The organism is Peribacillus sp. TE19612 (genome assembly GCF_056279465.1).
In genome coordinates this window covers 102,439-117,240 of the sequence record NZ_JBWCCL010000006.1, presented here as the reverse complement: position 1 = coordinate 117,240, position 14,802 = coordinate 102,439, and the positions used below count along the sequence as shown (strand labels likewise).

General features: G+C 40.2%; 16 protein-coding genes. All 16 read left to right on the top strand.

The genetic code is table 11. The annotated features are described in order from the left end of the window. Positions 1 to 10: 10 nt before the first annotated feature. The gene (locus ACZ9AO_RS12475; protein ID WP_476109172.1) at positions 11 to 1,108 is read left to right on the top strand and encodes a protein-glutamate methylesterase/protein-glutamine glutaminase; all 1,098 of its coding nucleotides are present in this window, start codon (positions 11 to 13) and stop codon (positions 1,106 to 1,108) included. 21 nt (positions 1,109 to 1,129) lie between these two features. Then, positions 1,130 to 1,669 carry an Hpt domain-containing protein gene (locus ACZ9AO_RS12470; protein ID WP_476109171.1) on the top strand — a complete coding sequence of 180 codons (540 nt, stop codon included), beginning with the start codon at positions 1,130 to 1,132 and terminating at the stop codon, positions 1,667 to 1,669. Next, positions 1,603 to 3,180 carry a chemotaxis protein CheW gene (locus tag ACZ9AO_RS12465; protein WP_476109170.1) on the top strand — a complete coding sequence of 526 codons (1,578 nt, stop codon included), beginning with the start codon at positions 1,603 to 1,605 and terminating at the stop codon, positions 3,178 to 3,180. Before ACZ9AO_RS12470 ends, ACZ9AO_RS12465 begins: the two co-directional genes overlap by 67 nt. Before the next feature lie 102 nt (positions 3,181 to 3,282). Further along, positions 3,283 to 3,738 (top strand): chemotaxis protein CheW, encoded by a 456-nt coding sequence (locus tag ACZ9AO_RS12460; protein ID WP_251538984.1) that lies wholly within the window; start codon positions 3,283 to 3,285, stop codon positions 3,736 to 3,738. Positions 3,739 to 3,742: 4 nt separating this feature from the next. Beyond that, complete coding sequence (locus tag ACZ9AO_RS12455) at positions 3,743 to 4,381, top strand: chemotaxis protein CheC (RefSeq protein WP_476109169.1); 639 nt, start codon at positions 3,743 to 3,745, stop codon at positions 4,379 to 4,381. Next, positions 4,374 to 4,877: a chemotaxis protein CheD gene (locus tag ACZ9AO_RS12450; RefSeq protein ID WP_323598865.1), complete on the top strand. Its 504-nt coding sequence runs from the start codon at positions 4,374 to 4,376 to the stop codon at positions 4,875 to 4,877. The genes ACZ9AO_RS12455 and ACZ9AO_RS12450 overlap by 8 nt, the downstream gene beginning before the upstream one ends. Before the next feature lie 125 nt (positions 4,878 to 5,002). Beyond that, the gene (locus ACZ9AO_RS12445) at positions 5,003 to 5,767 is read left to right on the top strand and encodes a FliA/WhiG family RNA polymerase sigma factor (protein ID WP_476109168.1); all 765 of its coding nucleotides are present in this window, start codon (positions 5,003 to 5,005) and stop codon (positions 5,765 to 5,767) included. Between the two features lie 260 nt (positions 5,768 to 6,027). Then, on the top strand, positions 6,028 to 6,633 hold the full coding sequence (locus ACZ9AO_RS12440; RefSeq protein WP_476109167.1) for a DUF6115 domain-containing protein: 606 nt from the start codon (positions 6,028 to 6,030) through the stop codon (positions 6,631 to 6,633). A gap of 154 nt (positions 6,634 to 6,787) precedes the next feature. Then, entirely contained in the window at positions 6,788 to 7,501 is a 714-nt protein-coding gene (rpsB, locus tag ACZ9AO_RS12435; RefSeq protein WP_034313644.1) for a 30S ribosomal protein S2, read from the top strand. Between the two features lie 308 nt (positions 7,502 to 7,809). After that, positions 7,810 to 8,694, top strand: coding sequence for a translation elongation factor Ts (gene tsf, locus ACZ9AO_RS12430; RefSeq protein ID WP_034313641.1), 885 nt, complete (start codon positions 7,810 to 7,812; stop codon positions 8,692 to 8,694). 125 nt (positions 8,695 to 8,819) lie between these two features. Further along, complete coding sequence (gene pyrH / locus ACZ9AO_RS12425; protein ID WP_034313639.1) at positions 8,820 to 9,542, top strand: UMP kinase; 723 nt, start codon at positions 8,820 to 8,822, stop codon at positions 9,540 to 9,542. 3 nt (positions 9,543 to 9,545) lie between these two features. Beyond that, positions 9,546 to 10,103, top strand: coding sequence for a ribosome recycling factor (frr, locus tag ACZ9AO_RS12420; RefSeq protein ID WP_048684777.1), 558 nt, complete (start codon positions 9,546 to 9,548; stop codon positions 10,101 to 10,103). Between the two features lie 400 nt (positions 10,104 to 10,503). Beyond that, positions 10,504 to 11,277, top strand: a complete 774-nt coding sequence (locus ACZ9AO_RS12415; protein ID WP_034313634.1) for an isoprenyl transferase — start codon at positions 10,504 to 10,506, stop codon at positions 11,275 to 11,277. Positions 11,278 to 11,302: 25 nt separating this feature from the next. After that, positions 11,303 to 12,100, top strand: a complete 798-nt coding sequence (locus tag ACZ9AO_RS12410) for a phosphatidate cytidylyltransferase (RefSeq protein WP_476109166.1) — start codon at positions 11,303 to 11,305, stop codon at positions 12,098 to 12,100. A 43-nt stretch (positions 12,101 to 12,143) separates the two neighbouring features. Next, positions 12,144 to 13,304 carry a 1-deoxy-D-xylulose-5-phosphate reductoisomerase gene (gene dxr, locus ACZ9AO_RS12405; protein WP_476109165.1) on the top strand — a complete coding sequence of 387 codons (1,161 nt, stop codon included), beginning with the start codon at positions 12,144 to 12,146 and terminating at the stop codon, positions 13,302 to 13,304. A 7-nt stretch (positions 13,305 to 13,311) separates the two neighbouring features. Further along, positions 13,312 to 14,580 (top strand): RIP metalloprotease RseP, encoded by a 1,269-nt coding sequence (gene rseP / locus ACZ9AO_RS12400; RefSeq protein WP_048684772.1) that lies wholly within the window; start codon positions 13,312 to 13,314, stop codon positions 14,578 to 14,580. Positions 14,581 to 14,802 lie beyond the last annotated feature (222 nt).

Here is a 14,802-nt window from a genome sequence, read left to right as displayed (position 1 = left end):
GTCTCCTTCTATGGATAAAGTAAAAGTGCTGATAGTGGACGATTCTGCATTTATGAGAAAGTTAATCTCAGGGTTTTTGGCAGAAGATAGCAGGATGGAAATCATCGGGACTGCCAGGAATGGAATAGATGCCATAGAAAAAATAAAGACTTTAAAACCCGATGTCGTGACTTTGGATGTGGAAATGCCGATTATGGACGGGTTGGAAGCATTAAACCGGATCATGAATGAATGTCCAACCGCTGTAGTCATGTTATCAAGCACAACAAAAAAAGGAACGGAAAATACATTGGCCGCGATGAACAGCGGAGCCTTTGATTTTGTGGCTAAACCTTCGGGAGCCATTTCATTGGACTTACATAAAATCAAGAAAGAACTCCATGAAAAAGTTATGGCTGCCAGCAGGGCAAATGTTCACATACTAGAAAAAAATGCGAGAAATATTGAAAGAAGCCCATCCGTTTGGGAAAAATATAGTAAAATAGATTCAATAGTATCGTCAATAAATGAAAAAAATCGAAGAAAATGGTTCTATGGATACAAAAAAATAATAGTTATCGGTACATCAACAGGAGGCCCGAGAGCTCTGCAGACTGTCTTGACAGGACTTCCAGAAGACATTGATGCTCCTATACTCATTGTCCAGCATATGCCCCCCGGTTTCACAAAATCCTTGGCAACACGCCTGAATTCGTTATGCAAGATTAAAGTGAAGGAAGCTGAAGAGGGAGAACTGATTCAAAAAGGTGTCGCCTACATCGCACCTGGAGGTTATCACTTGAAAGTGAGGAAAGTCGGAATGAGCTGGGCAATCCTTTTGGATCAATCCGAATTGCGTAATGGACATCGCCCGTCGGTTGATGTGCTAATTGAATCGGTGAGTGAAATGAATGATTATGCGAAAATAGCCGTTATTATGACCGGGATGGGGATGGATGGGTCAAAGGGGCTTACCAAGCTGAAAAAAAAGGGTCCTTTAAAAGCGATAGCCGAATCACAGGAGACTTCAATCGTTTTTGGTATGCCTAAGGCAGCAATCAATACCAAGTTAATAGATAGCATAGAGGATGTAGAAAAAATAGCTAGAGCGGTAATAAGCTATTGTTAACACGTGGAGGTGTGAGATTGTATGGATATGAATCAGTATTTAGAGGTATTTATTGAAGAAAGTAAAGAACATCTTCAAACATGCAGCGAACAGTTGCTGGTACTCGAAAAGAACCCGGAAGACCTCTCGATTGTAAACGAAATCTTTCGTTCCGCCCATACCTTAAAAGGGATGTCGGCAACTATGGGTTATGAGGATCTAGCCAATTTAACTCATAAAATGGAGAATGTTTTGGATGCGATCCGAAACAGTCAAATCGTTCTTTCGCCTGAATTGTTTGACGTGATATTTTTAGCGGTAGATGATTTAGAAGCGATGGTCATGTCCATTGCTGAAGGTGGAGATGGAAAAAGAAATGTGATGGGGGTTGTCCATCAGCTGGAAAAGATTGAAAAAGGCGAGTCGCCCGTTTCTTCAACCATTGCAGAAGTGATAGCAGCTTCTGCCGTCCTTGAAAAGGAGGAAATGACTGTTGTAGAGTACGATGAATTTGAATGGACAGTACTACAGTACTACAGCAGTCAAAGGATCAGGGATTCAGCAGCTTCGAAATTTCGATAGGGTTGCGTGAGGACTGTCTTTTAAAAGCTGCCAGGGTGTTTATGGTTTTTGAGGTGCTTGAAAAGTCCTGTGAAGTAATCAAGTCACACCCACCCGTCGAACTTTTGGAAGAAGAGCAATTCGATCAGCGATTTACCATCACGGTGGTAACAAGGGAATCGAGTGATGAGATAAAGAATAAAATCATGAAGGTTTCAGAAGTGAATCAAGTTGTTGTAAATGCACTTAATCTTGAACATTTGCGGTATGCCGCCCATTCTAAAGATTATAAAGTTACTGAAATCCCAAAACAAGAGACAAATAATGCCGAGCTTCCAACGGAATATGATGATAAGAAAAAACAGGCACCCGTTAAGACGGCATCAAGCAAGACCATTCGAGTGAACATTGAGCGGCTTGATATATTGATGAACTTATTCGAGGAACTAGTAATCGATAGAGGCAGGCTTGATCAAATTTCCAGTGAATTGGATAATCAAGAATTGCATGAAACAGTAGAAAGAATGTCCCGTATAACCAGTGATTTACAAACAATCGTATTGAATATGCGGATGGTGCCCGTGGAAACTGTATTCAATCGTTTTCCTAAAATGGTACGTCAATTGGCAAGGGACTTAAACAAGAAAGTCAATTTGGAAATCAACGGTGCCGAAACGGAACTTGATCGTACAGTCATTGATGAAATCGGTGATCCTCTCGTACATTTGATAAGGAACGCCATGGATCATGGAATTGAAACACCCGAAGAACGTTTGGCGAAAGGGAAGAATGAAGAAGGGAAAATCCTGTTAAAAGCATATCACAGCGGTAATCATGTTTTCATTGAAATCGAGGATGACGGCGCAGGAATCAATAAAGATCGAGTCTTGAACAAGGCGCTATCCAATGGGATATTAACTAAGGAAACTGCCGCCACCCTAACGGATAAGCAAATCTATGAATTGATATTCGCGTCTGGTTTCTCGACAGCGGAAACCATTTCAGATGTATCGGGACGCGGTGTGGGGCTGGATGTAGTTAAAAATACCATTGAGTCCCTTGGTGGATTTGTGACGATCGATTCCAAAGAAAATGAAGGATCCATCTTCCTTATTCAGCTTCCGCTTACATTGTCCATAATTTCTGTCATGCTGGTTGCCATCCAAAACGAAAAATATGCCATACCGCTTTCTTCCATCATAGAAACAGCAATCATAAAAAAAGCAGATATCATGAATGCCCATAATCAACAAGTCATTGACTTCAGGGGTAAGGTTCTGCCGCTTCTGTTCTTGAAAGATATATTTGAAGTTCCTATCAATCAGGAAGAAGAAGAGTCCCTCTCTGTGGTCATTGTAAGAAAAGGTGATAAATTAGCGGGATTAGTTGTAGATTCATTTATCGGGCAACTGGAAATCGTTCTGAAATCATTGGGCAATTATTTAACCAGTGCATTTGCCATATCCGGGGCTACGATACTTGGTGATGGTCAAGTTGCATTAATCATAGATTGCAACACATTGATTCATTGAATGATAGATGAATCGTGCAGGTATTGAGATGGTTCGACCGTGTCGATGCAGATTTCGTCAAGACTTCACAATCATCATTAGTTTTTTAAAGGAGGGGAATAGATGTCGGAGGATATGAAAGTAATCGTATTTCAAATAAAGGATAAGGAATATGCAATTCCAGTGGATAAGGTCAGCGGCATTGAAAAGCTACTGCATATTACCAGGGTTCCAAAGGCTTTAAAATTCGTTAAGGGAGTCATAAATTTAAGGGGGGTAATCACTCCAATTATTGATTTACGGGTTCGTTTTGATTTTGAAGAGGTGGAATACGATGAATCAACAAGGATTATCATCGTCATTCTGGATGATATGGAGGTGGGGTTAATAGTGGACTCTGCCAATGATGTTTTGGATATTCCAGTGGAGAGTATCGAACCTCAGCCTGAAGTTGTGGGACATTTGGCTTCAGAATACATTAGCGGAGTGGCTAAAATTGAAAAGCGACTGCTTGTCCTGATTAATTTGGAGAAGGCCTTAAGTCTTGAAATGACTGAAAATATGTTAAGAGAAGGATAATCATATGTCGTTCATTGAGAAAATCAACACTCTTCAGCTCGATATTTTGAAGGAAATCGGTAATATAGGTGCAGGAAACGCAGCAACTGCACTTTCTGCCATCCTTAATAGGAAAATTGATATGAATGTTCCTAATGTCCGAATCGTTTCCTTTGATGAAATGATGGAAATGGCTGGCGGGGCCGATCACGTCGTGGCCAGCGTTTTTCTTAGAATAGAAGGTGATGCTTCAGGAAGTATGTTTTTTATCCTTTCACTACCTGTAGCCCAATACTTGATTCGTAGGATGACTGGTGATGAAACCTTTTTGATGGAATCCGCACCCTATACTGAATTGGCACTCTCTTGCCTTCAGGAATTAGGGAATATTTTATCGGGATCCTATCTCTCTTCCCTTTCTGATTTTACCCGATTGAATATCTATCCATCCGTTCCTTCCTTGAGCATCGATATGGTAGGGGCAACGATCAGTTATGGGTTATTGGAATTATCTCAAGTAAGTGACGCAGCCATCGTCATTGAAACTGTACTTGAAAATGACCAGCTTTTTGCTGACTCGGTTAGTGGTCATTTCTTTTTATTACCTGATCCCGAATTTTTTGATATCATTTTTTCCGCCTTAGGAGTCTCACCTAATGACTGAATCGGTAAAGGTCCAGGTTGTTAAGGTTGGAATAGCTGATATGAATATAATAAAACCTCCCTATACGATTCGTACTTCAGGTTTGGGATCGTGTGTCGGTGTTGTGATTTATGATGAAAAAAAAGAAATTGCAGGTTTGGCCCATATCATGCTTCCAGACTCTTCACTCGCTAAATCGGGACAGATCAACGTTGCCAAATTTGCAGATACGGCGATAAACGAATTAGTGCAGGTATTAGTAAAAGAAGGCGCAAGAATGCCATTCCTAAAAGCGAAGCTGGCTGGCGGAGCACAAATGTTTCAATTTGCCTCCGGAGGGGATTTAATGAGAATCGGACCCCGGAATGTGGAAGCTGTCCGGAAAGGGTTATCTGACTTGCGGATTAGAATCGTTGCCGAAGATGTTGGCGGGAATAGCGGAAGAACGATTGAATTCAATTTAAATGATTGTCTGCTAAATATACGGACCGTTACAAAAGGGACTAAAAACATATAGGATCGGATTTGACTCTATAAAAACCAAAATATGACAGATGTATTTGCAACCGAATTATTATTGCATGTATGGCTTTAAGGGCCGTATTGATCACAAATCGTATAACAATGTTAGGAGGATGTCCAATGTCTCATCTGACCATCGAAGAAGAGCAGTTATGTTGGAAAAATTGGGTGGATTGCAGAGATCCGCTAGCCGGGGACATTTTGGTAAAGAAATACATACCTCTCGTATCGTACCATGTTCAACGTATTTCAGTAAGTCTTCCTAAAAATGTGAGCCGGGATGATATAAGGAGTTTAGGGATGATGGGGTTATTCGATGCCCTGGAACGTTTTGATACGAAGCGTGACCTCAAGTTTGACACATATGCATCATTTAGAATTCGTGGTGCCATTTTAGATGGATTAAGAAAAGAGGATTGGCTTCCACGGAGTGCAAGAGATAAAGCCAAGAAAATTGAATCTGCAATAGAGAAGCTGGAGCAGCAATACATGAGGAACCTTTCGCCAAATGAAATTGCCGCTGAATTGAATATTCCGGAAGATGAAGTATATGCTGCATTAAATGAGAATTTCTTTGCCAATGTACTATCTATGGATGAAAATCCCCAAGAGGACGATAAAGAAAGCGTGAATTTTCATATTAAAGATAAAAAGGCGGATTTACCTGAGGAACATGTGTTAAGGGATGAACTGTATGAGGAATTAGCCAAAGTCATTGAAACCCTAAATGAAAAAGAACAGTTGGTTTTACAGCTTTTTTATAAAGAAGAACTGACGTTAACCGAAATCGGACAAGTGATGAGTTTATCTACGTCACGGATATCCCAAATTCACTCGAAAGCGATTTATAAATTAAGAAACACGATGCAAGATCAAAAGATTTAATGAAGATATTTTCATTGAAGAGGCTATGGAGTTTGGAAGTCATAAGAGATTCCTATTGATTGAAGAAAGCCCTATAAATCAACTTGATAGAATTTTTAGGGATACCTTCATCAATAAATATTTCGAAATCACAGAATCTTCGAACTGTACGTTGTCAAGAAGAGCATAGGGAAAGTAATCAAGAAAAAAACAACAGTGAAAAAAGATCCCCATCCGTTAAAGGTAACAGGATTGACTATCCCGGTTAATTAGGAGGCAGCATGTCAGCATTTTTTATATTTCTGTTGTTTATATTGAACATATTCACCATTTTTGCCATCATCGTTTTATATCTTCGGCAAAATCGTTTAAGTAAGTTGGAAAAAGACCAAAAAGCCGTCATTGGAGAAATGGAACAACTTTTGTCTGGTTATTTAATGAAGATAAAGGAGGACAACGAGACACTGGTAAAGGCAATCAACAATTCGGTGGCGATGAATCCTGAGCATGGACAAAAAGGACAAGAACATGGTTCAATCAAAGAAACTAAGGAAGAAAAACAAGAAAAACAAGAACAAAACATTCTGCTAGAGTATAAAGCGGGAAGTCGTGCCGCCGCTAAAAAGCAGGCGATTATCGCTTATAAAATAATGCCTGAAGAAAATGAGGCCAATGCTTTACCCGTAAAAGTCGAGGACAAATTGGAACTTGCATCGGCTGCCATGGAATTTTCGGACATGCTGCAGGCTTCGTTAAATGAACGGTCATTAAATGAAAAAGTGGATATGTTAGCGGATCAAGGACATTCAGTAGTTGAAATCGCCAAAAAGTTAGGTCGCGGTCAAACGGAGATAGAGCTATTACTAAAGTTTCGCATGAATAGATAAACTTATCTCTTGATTGTGCAGAGTCATTATGATATATTATGAAATGGTGTTAATACACACGCCCCGTGATTCTTGCAGATGGTGCTGTTACGACAGTTTCTGTATGAAAATGATCGGTGCGGAGGAAAAACAAAACCATTTAGGAGGAACTAAAATGTCAGTCATTTCTATGAAACAATTGCTTGAAGCTGGTGTGCATTTCGGACACCAAACACGTCGCTGGAACCCAAAAATGAAGAAATATATCTTCACTGAGCGTAACGGCATCTACATCATCGACCTTCAAAAAACAGTTAAAAAGGTTGAAGAAGCTTATAACTTCGTGAAAGAACTAGCTGCTAACGGCGGTACTGTTCTTTTCGTCGGAACTAAAAAACAAGCTCAAGAATCTGTTAAAGAAGAAGCTATCCGTTCTGGTATGTACTATGTAAACCAACGTTGGTTAGGTGGAACTTTAACAAACTTTGAAACAATCCAAAAACGTATCGCTCGTCTTAAAGATATCGAAAAAATGGAAGAAAACGGAACTTTCGAAGTCCTTCCTAAAAAAGAAGTTATCCAACTTAAAAAAGAATGGGATCGCTTAGAGAAATTCTTAGGCGGTATTAAAGATATGAAGACTCTTCCAGATGCGATCTTCGTTATCGACCCACGCAAAGAGCGTATTGCTGTTGCGGAAGCACACAAATTACACATTCCACTTGTTGGTATCGTTGATACAAACTGTGATCCGGATGAAATCGATGTAGTTATTCCTGCGAATGACGATGCAATCCGTGCTGTTAAATTATTAACAGGTAAAATGGCAGATGCTATCTTAGAAGCTAAACAAGGCGAAGAAACAGCAACTGAAACAACTACTGCTTAATAAGTAAAAAAGGTTGCTTATTCAGTAAGAAAAAAGGTGATAAGAGGATAATGCCTTTTATCCCTTTTTTTTGCACTAAATAAACATACATAAAATCACTGTACGGAATGTCATTTTTAAAAGGTATGGGCGATTTTTAAGGGATGAAAATCATCTGCTGGTTTAGTTCCGTCATATTGACTGAAAATGTGGATGTTTTTCGAAAATATTGTCAAAGCTCGTTATTTTCTTTGATGATAACAAGTATTTTTTGGCAATAATGGGTAAAGATTGAATAAACTGCATTTAATTTGAGGAGGATATATATTATGGCAATCACTGCACAATTAGTTAAAGAATTGCGTGAAAAAACTGGTGCCGGTATGATGGACTGTAAAAAGGCACTTGTACAAACTGAAGGCGATATGGAAAAGGCAATCGATTTCCTACGTGAAAAAGGAATTGCAAAAGCTGCTAATAAAGGCGACCGTATCGCTGCTGAAGGTTTAACTTCAATCGTTGTTGAAGGAAACCAAGCGGTTATTCTTGAAGTGAACTCTGAAACTGATTTCGTTGCTAAAAACGAAGGCTTCCAAATTCTTGTTAAGGAATTGGCTGGGTTCCTTCTTGCGAACAAACCTGAAAGCGTTGAAGCTGCTCTTGAGCAAACAATGGAAAATGGAGCAAAAGTTGCAGATCATATCAATGCTGCTGTTGCTAAAATTGGGGAAAAATTAACTCTTCGCCGTTTCCAAGTCGTTTCTAAAACAGATAACGATGCATTTGGTGCATACCTTCACATGGGTGGCCGCATCAGCGTACTATCAGTTCTTGAAGGTACAACTGACGAAGAGGCAGCTAAAAGCGTTTCAATGCATATTGCTGCAATTAACCCTAAATATATCTCTCGCGACCAAGTGGATGCTAGCGAATTAGAACGCGAACGCGAAGTTCTTACGCAGCAAGCTCTTAATGAAGGAAAACCTGAAAAAATCGTTGCGAAAATGGTTGAAGGACGTATCAATAAATTCTACGAAGAAATCTGTGTTAACGAACAAGCTTTCGTTAAGAACCCTGATCAAAAAGTGGGACAATTCGTTGAATCAAAAGGTGGAAAAATCCAATCATTCGTTCGTTATGAAGTAGGGGAAGGTCTTGAAAAACGTCAAGAAAACTTCGCTGAAGAAGTAATGAACCAAGTTAAAAAAGACTAATTGTCAGATAATTAATAATGGGGAACACTCTTGTGTTCCCTATTTTTTGAAATGTCATGAATTTTTGGCAGTATTGCAAGAAAGCATGATGAACGAATGAAAAGATTACATAGTTGGAGGTTCTCATGAGTAACGCTAAATATAAACGTGTCGTTCTAAAACTAAGTGGTGAAGCATTAGCCGGTGAAGAAGGATTTGGAATTAACCCTGCAGTGATTAAATCCATTGCTGAACAAGTCAAGGAAGTGGCTGAGCTTGATGTGGAAGTGGCTGTTGTTGTCGGTGGCGGAAACATCTGGCGCGGGAAAATAGGCAGTGAAATGGGCATGGATCGTGCTAATGCCGATTATATGGGGATGTTGGCTACAGTCATGAACTCATTGGCATTACAAGACAGCCTTGATCAGCTTGGAATTGAAACGCGCGTGCAAACTTCCATTGAGATGAGACAAGTCGCAGAACCATACATTAGACGCCGTGCAATCAGGCATCTAGAGAAAAAGAGAGTGGTGATTTTTGCAGCTGGTACAGGTAATCCATACTTCTCAACGGATACCACTGCCGCCCTGCGTGCTGCAGAAATTGAAGCTGATGTCATCTTGATGGCGAAGAATAATGTGGATGGCGTATACAATGCAGATCCGGTTAAAGACAAAAATGCAGTGAAGTATGATAAACTTTCCTATCTTGATGTGATTAAAGAAGGGTTAGAAGTAATGGATTCAACTGCGTCCTCACTATGCATGGACAACGATATTCCATTGATCGTCTTCTCGATCATGGAAAAAGGTAATATTAAACGGGCCGTTTTAGGCGAAACGCTTGGAACTATTGTAAGGGGGAAATAAAAGATGCCGAAACAAGTTATTTCGAATGCGAAAACGAAAATGGAAAAAGCCATTGGAGCGTACACACGTGAATTAGCAAGCATCCGTGCCGGAAGGGCAAATGCCTCATTGCTTGATAGAATCTCGATTGATTATTATGGTTCGCCGACACCAGTTAATCAGGTGGCTGGTATTTCTGTCCCGGAAGCCAGACTATTAGTCATTCAACCATATGATAAAACGGTATTGGGTGAAATCGAAAAGGCGATTTTGAAATCAGACTTAGGCTTAAATCCTTCTAATGATGGATCGGTCATCAGGATAGCCATCCCGGCGTTAACTGAAGAGCGCAGAAAAGAGCTTGTGAAAGTTGTGAAAAAAGAAGCGGAAGAGGCGAAAATAGCTGTCCGTAATGTGCGTCGCGATGCTAATGATGATTTGAAAAAGCTTGAAAAAAGTGGTGAAATCACTGAAGATGATTTACGTGGCTATGCTGATGACATCCAAAAGATGACAGATGGCAATATCACGAGAATCGATGAAATTACAAAAGATAAAGAAAAAGAAATTTTGGAAGTATAATTTCCATTGAAGTATTGATTAAATAAAGAGGGCCGAATCCATACTGGGTCATGTCTTGGTGCTAACATATAGGTGTGCTTAAAGGAGAAAACTGTTATAATAAGGTTTCTCCGATAATGATTACTCCTTGAGTTAGTATGTTGCATGCAAACGTTGGAGGTGGTCCTTTTTTTGCATTTTTCATGGCAGTCATAATCGGTTTTAGAAAAAAATAAGGAATGATTTCTCCCTTTCAAGCTTCTAATGAAGAAATAATTTTCATAATAATAATATGAGAACCAGTTTTTTTTTGATATTATAATATAGATTCTTTTTAAGCGGCAGAAAGCTTGATATACATAGTGCACGAAAAACTTTGCCTTTGTAGAGAGATAAGTACAACCTGATGGGGGACTAACATATGTATTCACTTTGGAAGCGTTTCGTTAAAAAAGATGCTTCTTCCGATGTAACAAATAGGATTCAGCATATTAAACAGTTTGATGTTCCTCAGCATATCGCCATCATTATGGATGGGAACGGCCGTTGGGCCAAAAAGCGTGCATTGCCACGTGTGGCGGGTCATCATGAAGGAATGAAAACCGTTCGTAGAATTACGAAAGTTGCCAATAAATTAGGGGTCAAAACTTTGACGGTCTATGCGTTTTCCACTGAAAATTGGAAACGTCCGAAAAGTGAAGTTGACTTTTTGATGAAGCTGCCCCAGGAATTTCTTGGGACTTTTTTACCCGAGCTCATTTCCGAAAATGTTAGAGTTGAAACGATTGGGGACTTGTCACTCATTCCGTCACATACTCAAAGTGCCGTTAAACGGGCAATGGAAGACACGAAAGACAATGATGGGATGATTCTGAATTTTGCCCTGAACTATGGAAGCCGTGGGGAGATTGTCTCTGCAGTGAATAGCATCATTCAAGATGCTAAGAATGGTATAATAAAGGAAAATGTAACGGAGGAAATGGTATCCAGTTACCTGATGACCAAACATTTGTCGGATCCTGATTTACTGATCCGTACAAGCGGTGAAATCCGTTTAAGTAATTTCATGCTTTGGCAGTCTGCTTATACGGAGCTGTGGTTTACTGAAGTGCTGTGGCCGGATTTTAGTGAAGAGCATTTATTGCAGGCAGTTGAGGAGTATCAAAAGCGTTCACGAAGATTCGGTGGCGTTTAATGTAGAAGGCGAGGAAAATGGAATAATGAAACAACGAATTATTACGGCGGTCGCAGTTGCCGCTATCTTCATTCCACTAGTCATTTTAGGGGGCACTCCCTTTTTACTGACGGTTTATCTGTTAGGTTCAATTGGTTTATATGAACTGATGAAAATGAAAAAGTTACGTGTACTTTCTTTTGAAGCAATTCTTTCTCACATATTATTGTGGGTGCTTTTATTGCCTAATGAGCATACCGCTTTTTTGGCAGAAATTAATTATGATAAAGTTCAAGTATTCTTAATCGGGGTTTTGCTGCTGTTACTTTATACAGTCGTTTCAAAAAACCGTTTTACCTTTGATGACGCAGGCTTTCTAGTGATTTCAATCCTATACTTGGGCATAGGTTTCTACTTCCTATTTGAAACACGTGACTCTTTGGGGTTGGGGCTGATTTATATCCTGCTTACCCTATTTACGATCTGGGCAACTGATTCCGGAGCCTACTTCATTGGTAAATCGCTTGGTAAAAGAAAGCTGTGGCCGGAAATAAGTCCAAACAAGACGGTGGAAGGATTTATCGGCGGGTTAATATCCGCGATGGTGGTGGGTGTTCTATTTTACGCCTTCTCCAGCCTTGATTACACGTTATTACAATTATTATTGATTTCATTAATCATTGGGGTATTCGGCCAATTGGGTGATCTCGTCCAATCGGCGTATAAACGTCATTATGGCGTAAAGGATTCAGGGAAGCTTCTCCCGGGACATGGTGGAATTTTGGACAGGCTAGATAGTGTGATCTTCATTTTACCGATTTTGCATTTATTGCATGTTTTATAATATAAATATAGGCAAGCGTTATATGAATTAGGAGATGAACAATTTGAAAAATATCAGCCTTTTGGGCGCGACAGGATCGATTGGTCAACAAACAGCGGATGTAGTTAGGTCCCATCCAGATCAATTCAAGATCGTGGCGCTTTCTGCTGGAAAGAATATAGAATTGGTCAGGACTTATATACAAGAGTTTGAACCGAAACTGGTTTCAGTCCAGACGGAAGAAGATTATCATGTTTTGAAATGTGAATTCTCCAACCGCAAAGATATCGAGTTCATGTATGGGGATGAGGGATTGACTGCTGTTGCTGTTTATGGTCAGGCGACGATATTGGTCAATGCCGTCATCGGAAGCGTGGGTCTTTATCCGACACTTCAAGCAATAAAGGCTAAAAAGGATATTGCAATCGCCAACAAGGAGACGTTGGTGACGGCAGGTCATTTGGTCATAAGTGAAGCAAAAAAAGCGGGGGTCAGATTGCTGCCGGTTGACAGTGAGCATTCCGCTATTTTTCAGGCACTGCAAGGTGAAAAGGAAAAAAATATAGAACGTCTTGTCATTACTGCTTCAGGAGGCAGTTTTCGAGATCGGACCAGGGAAGAATTGAAGGATGTAACGGTGGAAGAGGCACTGAACCATCCGAACTGGTCAATGGGAGCTAAAATCACGATCGATTCAGCATCAATGATGAATAAAGGTTTGGAAGTGATTGAGGCCCAGTGGCTATTCGATCTTCCCTACGATAAAATTGATGTATTGCTACATAAGGAGAGCATCATCCATTCCATGGTTGAGTTTCATGACTCCAGCGTGATAGCACAACTGGGGACACCGGATATGCGGGTGCCGATACAATATGCACTTACTTATCCAGACCGTATTCCGCTGGCAGGTCGCAAACGATTGAACCTTGCTGAAGCAGGCAAACTGCATTTTAGGGATATGGATTTCACCAGATATCCTTGTTTGCAATTCGCTTATAAAGCAGGTAAAATGGGCGGAACGATGACTACTGTGTTAAATGCCGCCAATGAAGCCGCAGTCTCTGCGTTCTTATCTGGAAAGGTAACCTTCCTTGAAATTGAGACATTGATTGAAAAAGCGCTGAATCAGCATTCCGTCATAGCCCTTCCAGATTTAGAAACGATTCAGGAAGTCGATAATATGACAAGGCAGTATATAGAATCTTTAGTGAAAGATAGGTGACCGGAACATGCAGACTTTAGAAACGATTATAGCGTTCATCATCATTTTTGGAGCTCTAGTATTTTTCCATGAGCTTGGGCACTTAGTGTTTGCAAAGCGAGCAGGAATCTTATGCCGTGAGTTCGCAATCGGTTTCGGGCCAAAAGTATTCACATATAAAAAGAAGGAAACCGTTTATACCATCCGATTGCTTCCTCTTGGCGGTTACGTGCGTATGGCCGGTGAAGATGCAGAAAATATAGAATTGAAACCCGGCTATCGGGTGGGGTTAATGTTCGATAATGATGAGAATGTTACAAAGATCATTTTGAACAATAAAGATAAATATCCTGATATTCGTCTTGTGGAAGTTGAAGTGATTGACCTTGACCATAAACTGATCCTTACTGGTTATGAAGAGGGCGAGGAAGATACACTAAAAACGTTTACCATCAATAAAGAAGCTGTGATCGTTGAAAATGGTGTAGAGAACCAGATTGCTCCTTTTGACCGGCAATTTGCCTCAAAATCGCTTGGGCATCGTTTTCTGACGATTGTAGCTGGTCCGGCAATGAATTTCGTTTTGGCTTTTGTCATTTTTGTGCTGATCGGCCTGTTTCAAGGTGTCGTGGTGGATGAAGCGAAACTTGGTGAGTTGACTCCGGATGGTTCGGCTGTAAATGCCGGTTTAAAATCGGGAGATGTCATTCAATCCATAGAAGGGACGGAAGTCTCCACTTGGGGAGATGTTCAGGAAAGCATTCAGAAGAACCCTGGGCAAGAGATCGAGTTCGTCGTTGACAGGGACGGGAAAACATTAGAAGTACCGGTTGTTCCACAAGAAGTGGAAAGGGAAGGGAAGAAAATCGGGATTATCGGTGTTTACCCTCCGGTTGAAAAAGCACCGATTAAAGCTATACAATATGGTTTTACAGAAACGTATTTTTGGACAAAACAAATCTTCATCATCCTTGGTGATCTTGTAACGGGCGGATTTACGATTGACAGTTTATCTGGTCCTGTAGGCATATATAAATCAACTGAGGAAGTGGCGAAACAAGGTTTATTCACGTTAATGAAATGGGCAGGGCTGCTCAGCATTAACCTGGGAATCATGAACCTGCTTCCGCTGCCGGCATTGGATGGAGGAAGACTGTTATTCTTTGTGGTCGAATTCTTAAGAGGGAAACCAATTGACCGTCAAAAAGAAGGGATGGTCCACTTCATCGGCTTTGCTTTGCTGATGTTATTGATGATCGTCGTTACCTGGAATGACATCCAGCGATTCTTCCTGTAAGACATGTTTGGATAATGCAAAAACAGGCCAGCAGAATTATCTGTTGGCCGTTTTCTTATCTGAAGGGATTTCCTAGTTTTTTAATCGTTTTGGGGAAATTGTTTGTTTTCTAGGGAAATCGTAAGTATAATCGAGAATGAGTATATTAAATTAGCTTTTCTGAATGACCAGAAATTCTTTTTTGTATGAAATGACCGTATTAAAATGTTGCGGTATCAAATT

Coding starts and splice junctions, on each gene's coding strand:
- frr (WP_048684777.1), top strand. CDS start 9,546: ATGCCGAAACAAGTTATTTCGAATGCGAAAACGAAAATGGAAAAAGCC.
- rseP (WP_048684772.1), top strand. CDS start 13,312: ATGCAGACTTTAGAAACGATTATAGCGTTCATCATCATTTTTGGAGCT.
- rpsB (WP_034313644.1), top strand. CDS start 6,788: ATGTCAGTCATTTCTATGAAACAATTGCTTGAAGCTGGTGTGCATTTC.
- ACZ9AO_RS12440 (WP_476109167.1), top strand. CDS start 6,028: ATGTCAGCATTTTTTATATTTCTGTTGTTTATATTGAACATATTCACC.
- ACZ9AO_RS12465 (WP_476109170.1), top strand. CDS start 1,603: ATGGACAGTACTACAGTACTACAGCAGTCAAAGGATCAGGGATTCAGC.
- ACZ9AO_RS12460 (WP_251538984.1), top strand. CDS start 3,283: ATGTCGGAGGATATGAAAGTAATCGTATTTCAAATAAAGGATAAGGAA.
- ACZ9AO_RS12415 (WP_034313634.1), top strand. CDS start 10,504: ATGTATTCACTTTGGAAGCGTTTCGTTAAAAAAGATGCTTCTTCCGAT.
- tsf (WP_034313641.1), top strand. CDS start 7,810: ATGGCAATCACTGCACAATTAGTTAAAGAATTGCGTGAAAAAACTGGT.
- ACZ9AO_RS12475 (WP_476109172.1), top strand. CDS start 11: ATGGATAAAGTAAAAGTGCTGATAGTGGACGATTCTGCATTTATGAGA.
- ACZ9AO_RS12445 (WP_476109168.1), top strand. CDS start 5,003: ATGTCTCATCTGACCATCGAAGAAGAGCAGTTATGTTGGAAAAATTGG.
- ACZ9AO_RS12410 (WP_476109166.1), top strand. CDS start 11,303: ATGAAACAACGAATTATTACGGCGGTCGCAGTTGCCGCTATCTTCATT.
- ACZ9AO_RS12470 (WP_476109171.1), top strand. CDS start 1,130: ATGGATATGAATCAGTATTTAGAGGTATTTATTGAAGAAAGTAAAGAA.
- ACZ9AO_RS12455 (WP_476109169.1), top strand. CDS start 3,743: ATGTCGTTCATTGAGAAAATCAACACTCTTCAGCTCGATATTTTGAAG.
- pyrH (WP_034313639.1), top strand. CDS start 8,820: ATGAGTAACGCTAAATATAAACGTGTCGTTCTAAAACTAAGTGGTGAA.
- ACZ9AO_RS12450 (WP_323598865.1), top strand. CDS start 4,374: ATGACTGAATCGGTAAAGGTCCAGGTTGTTAAGGTTGGAATAGCTGAT.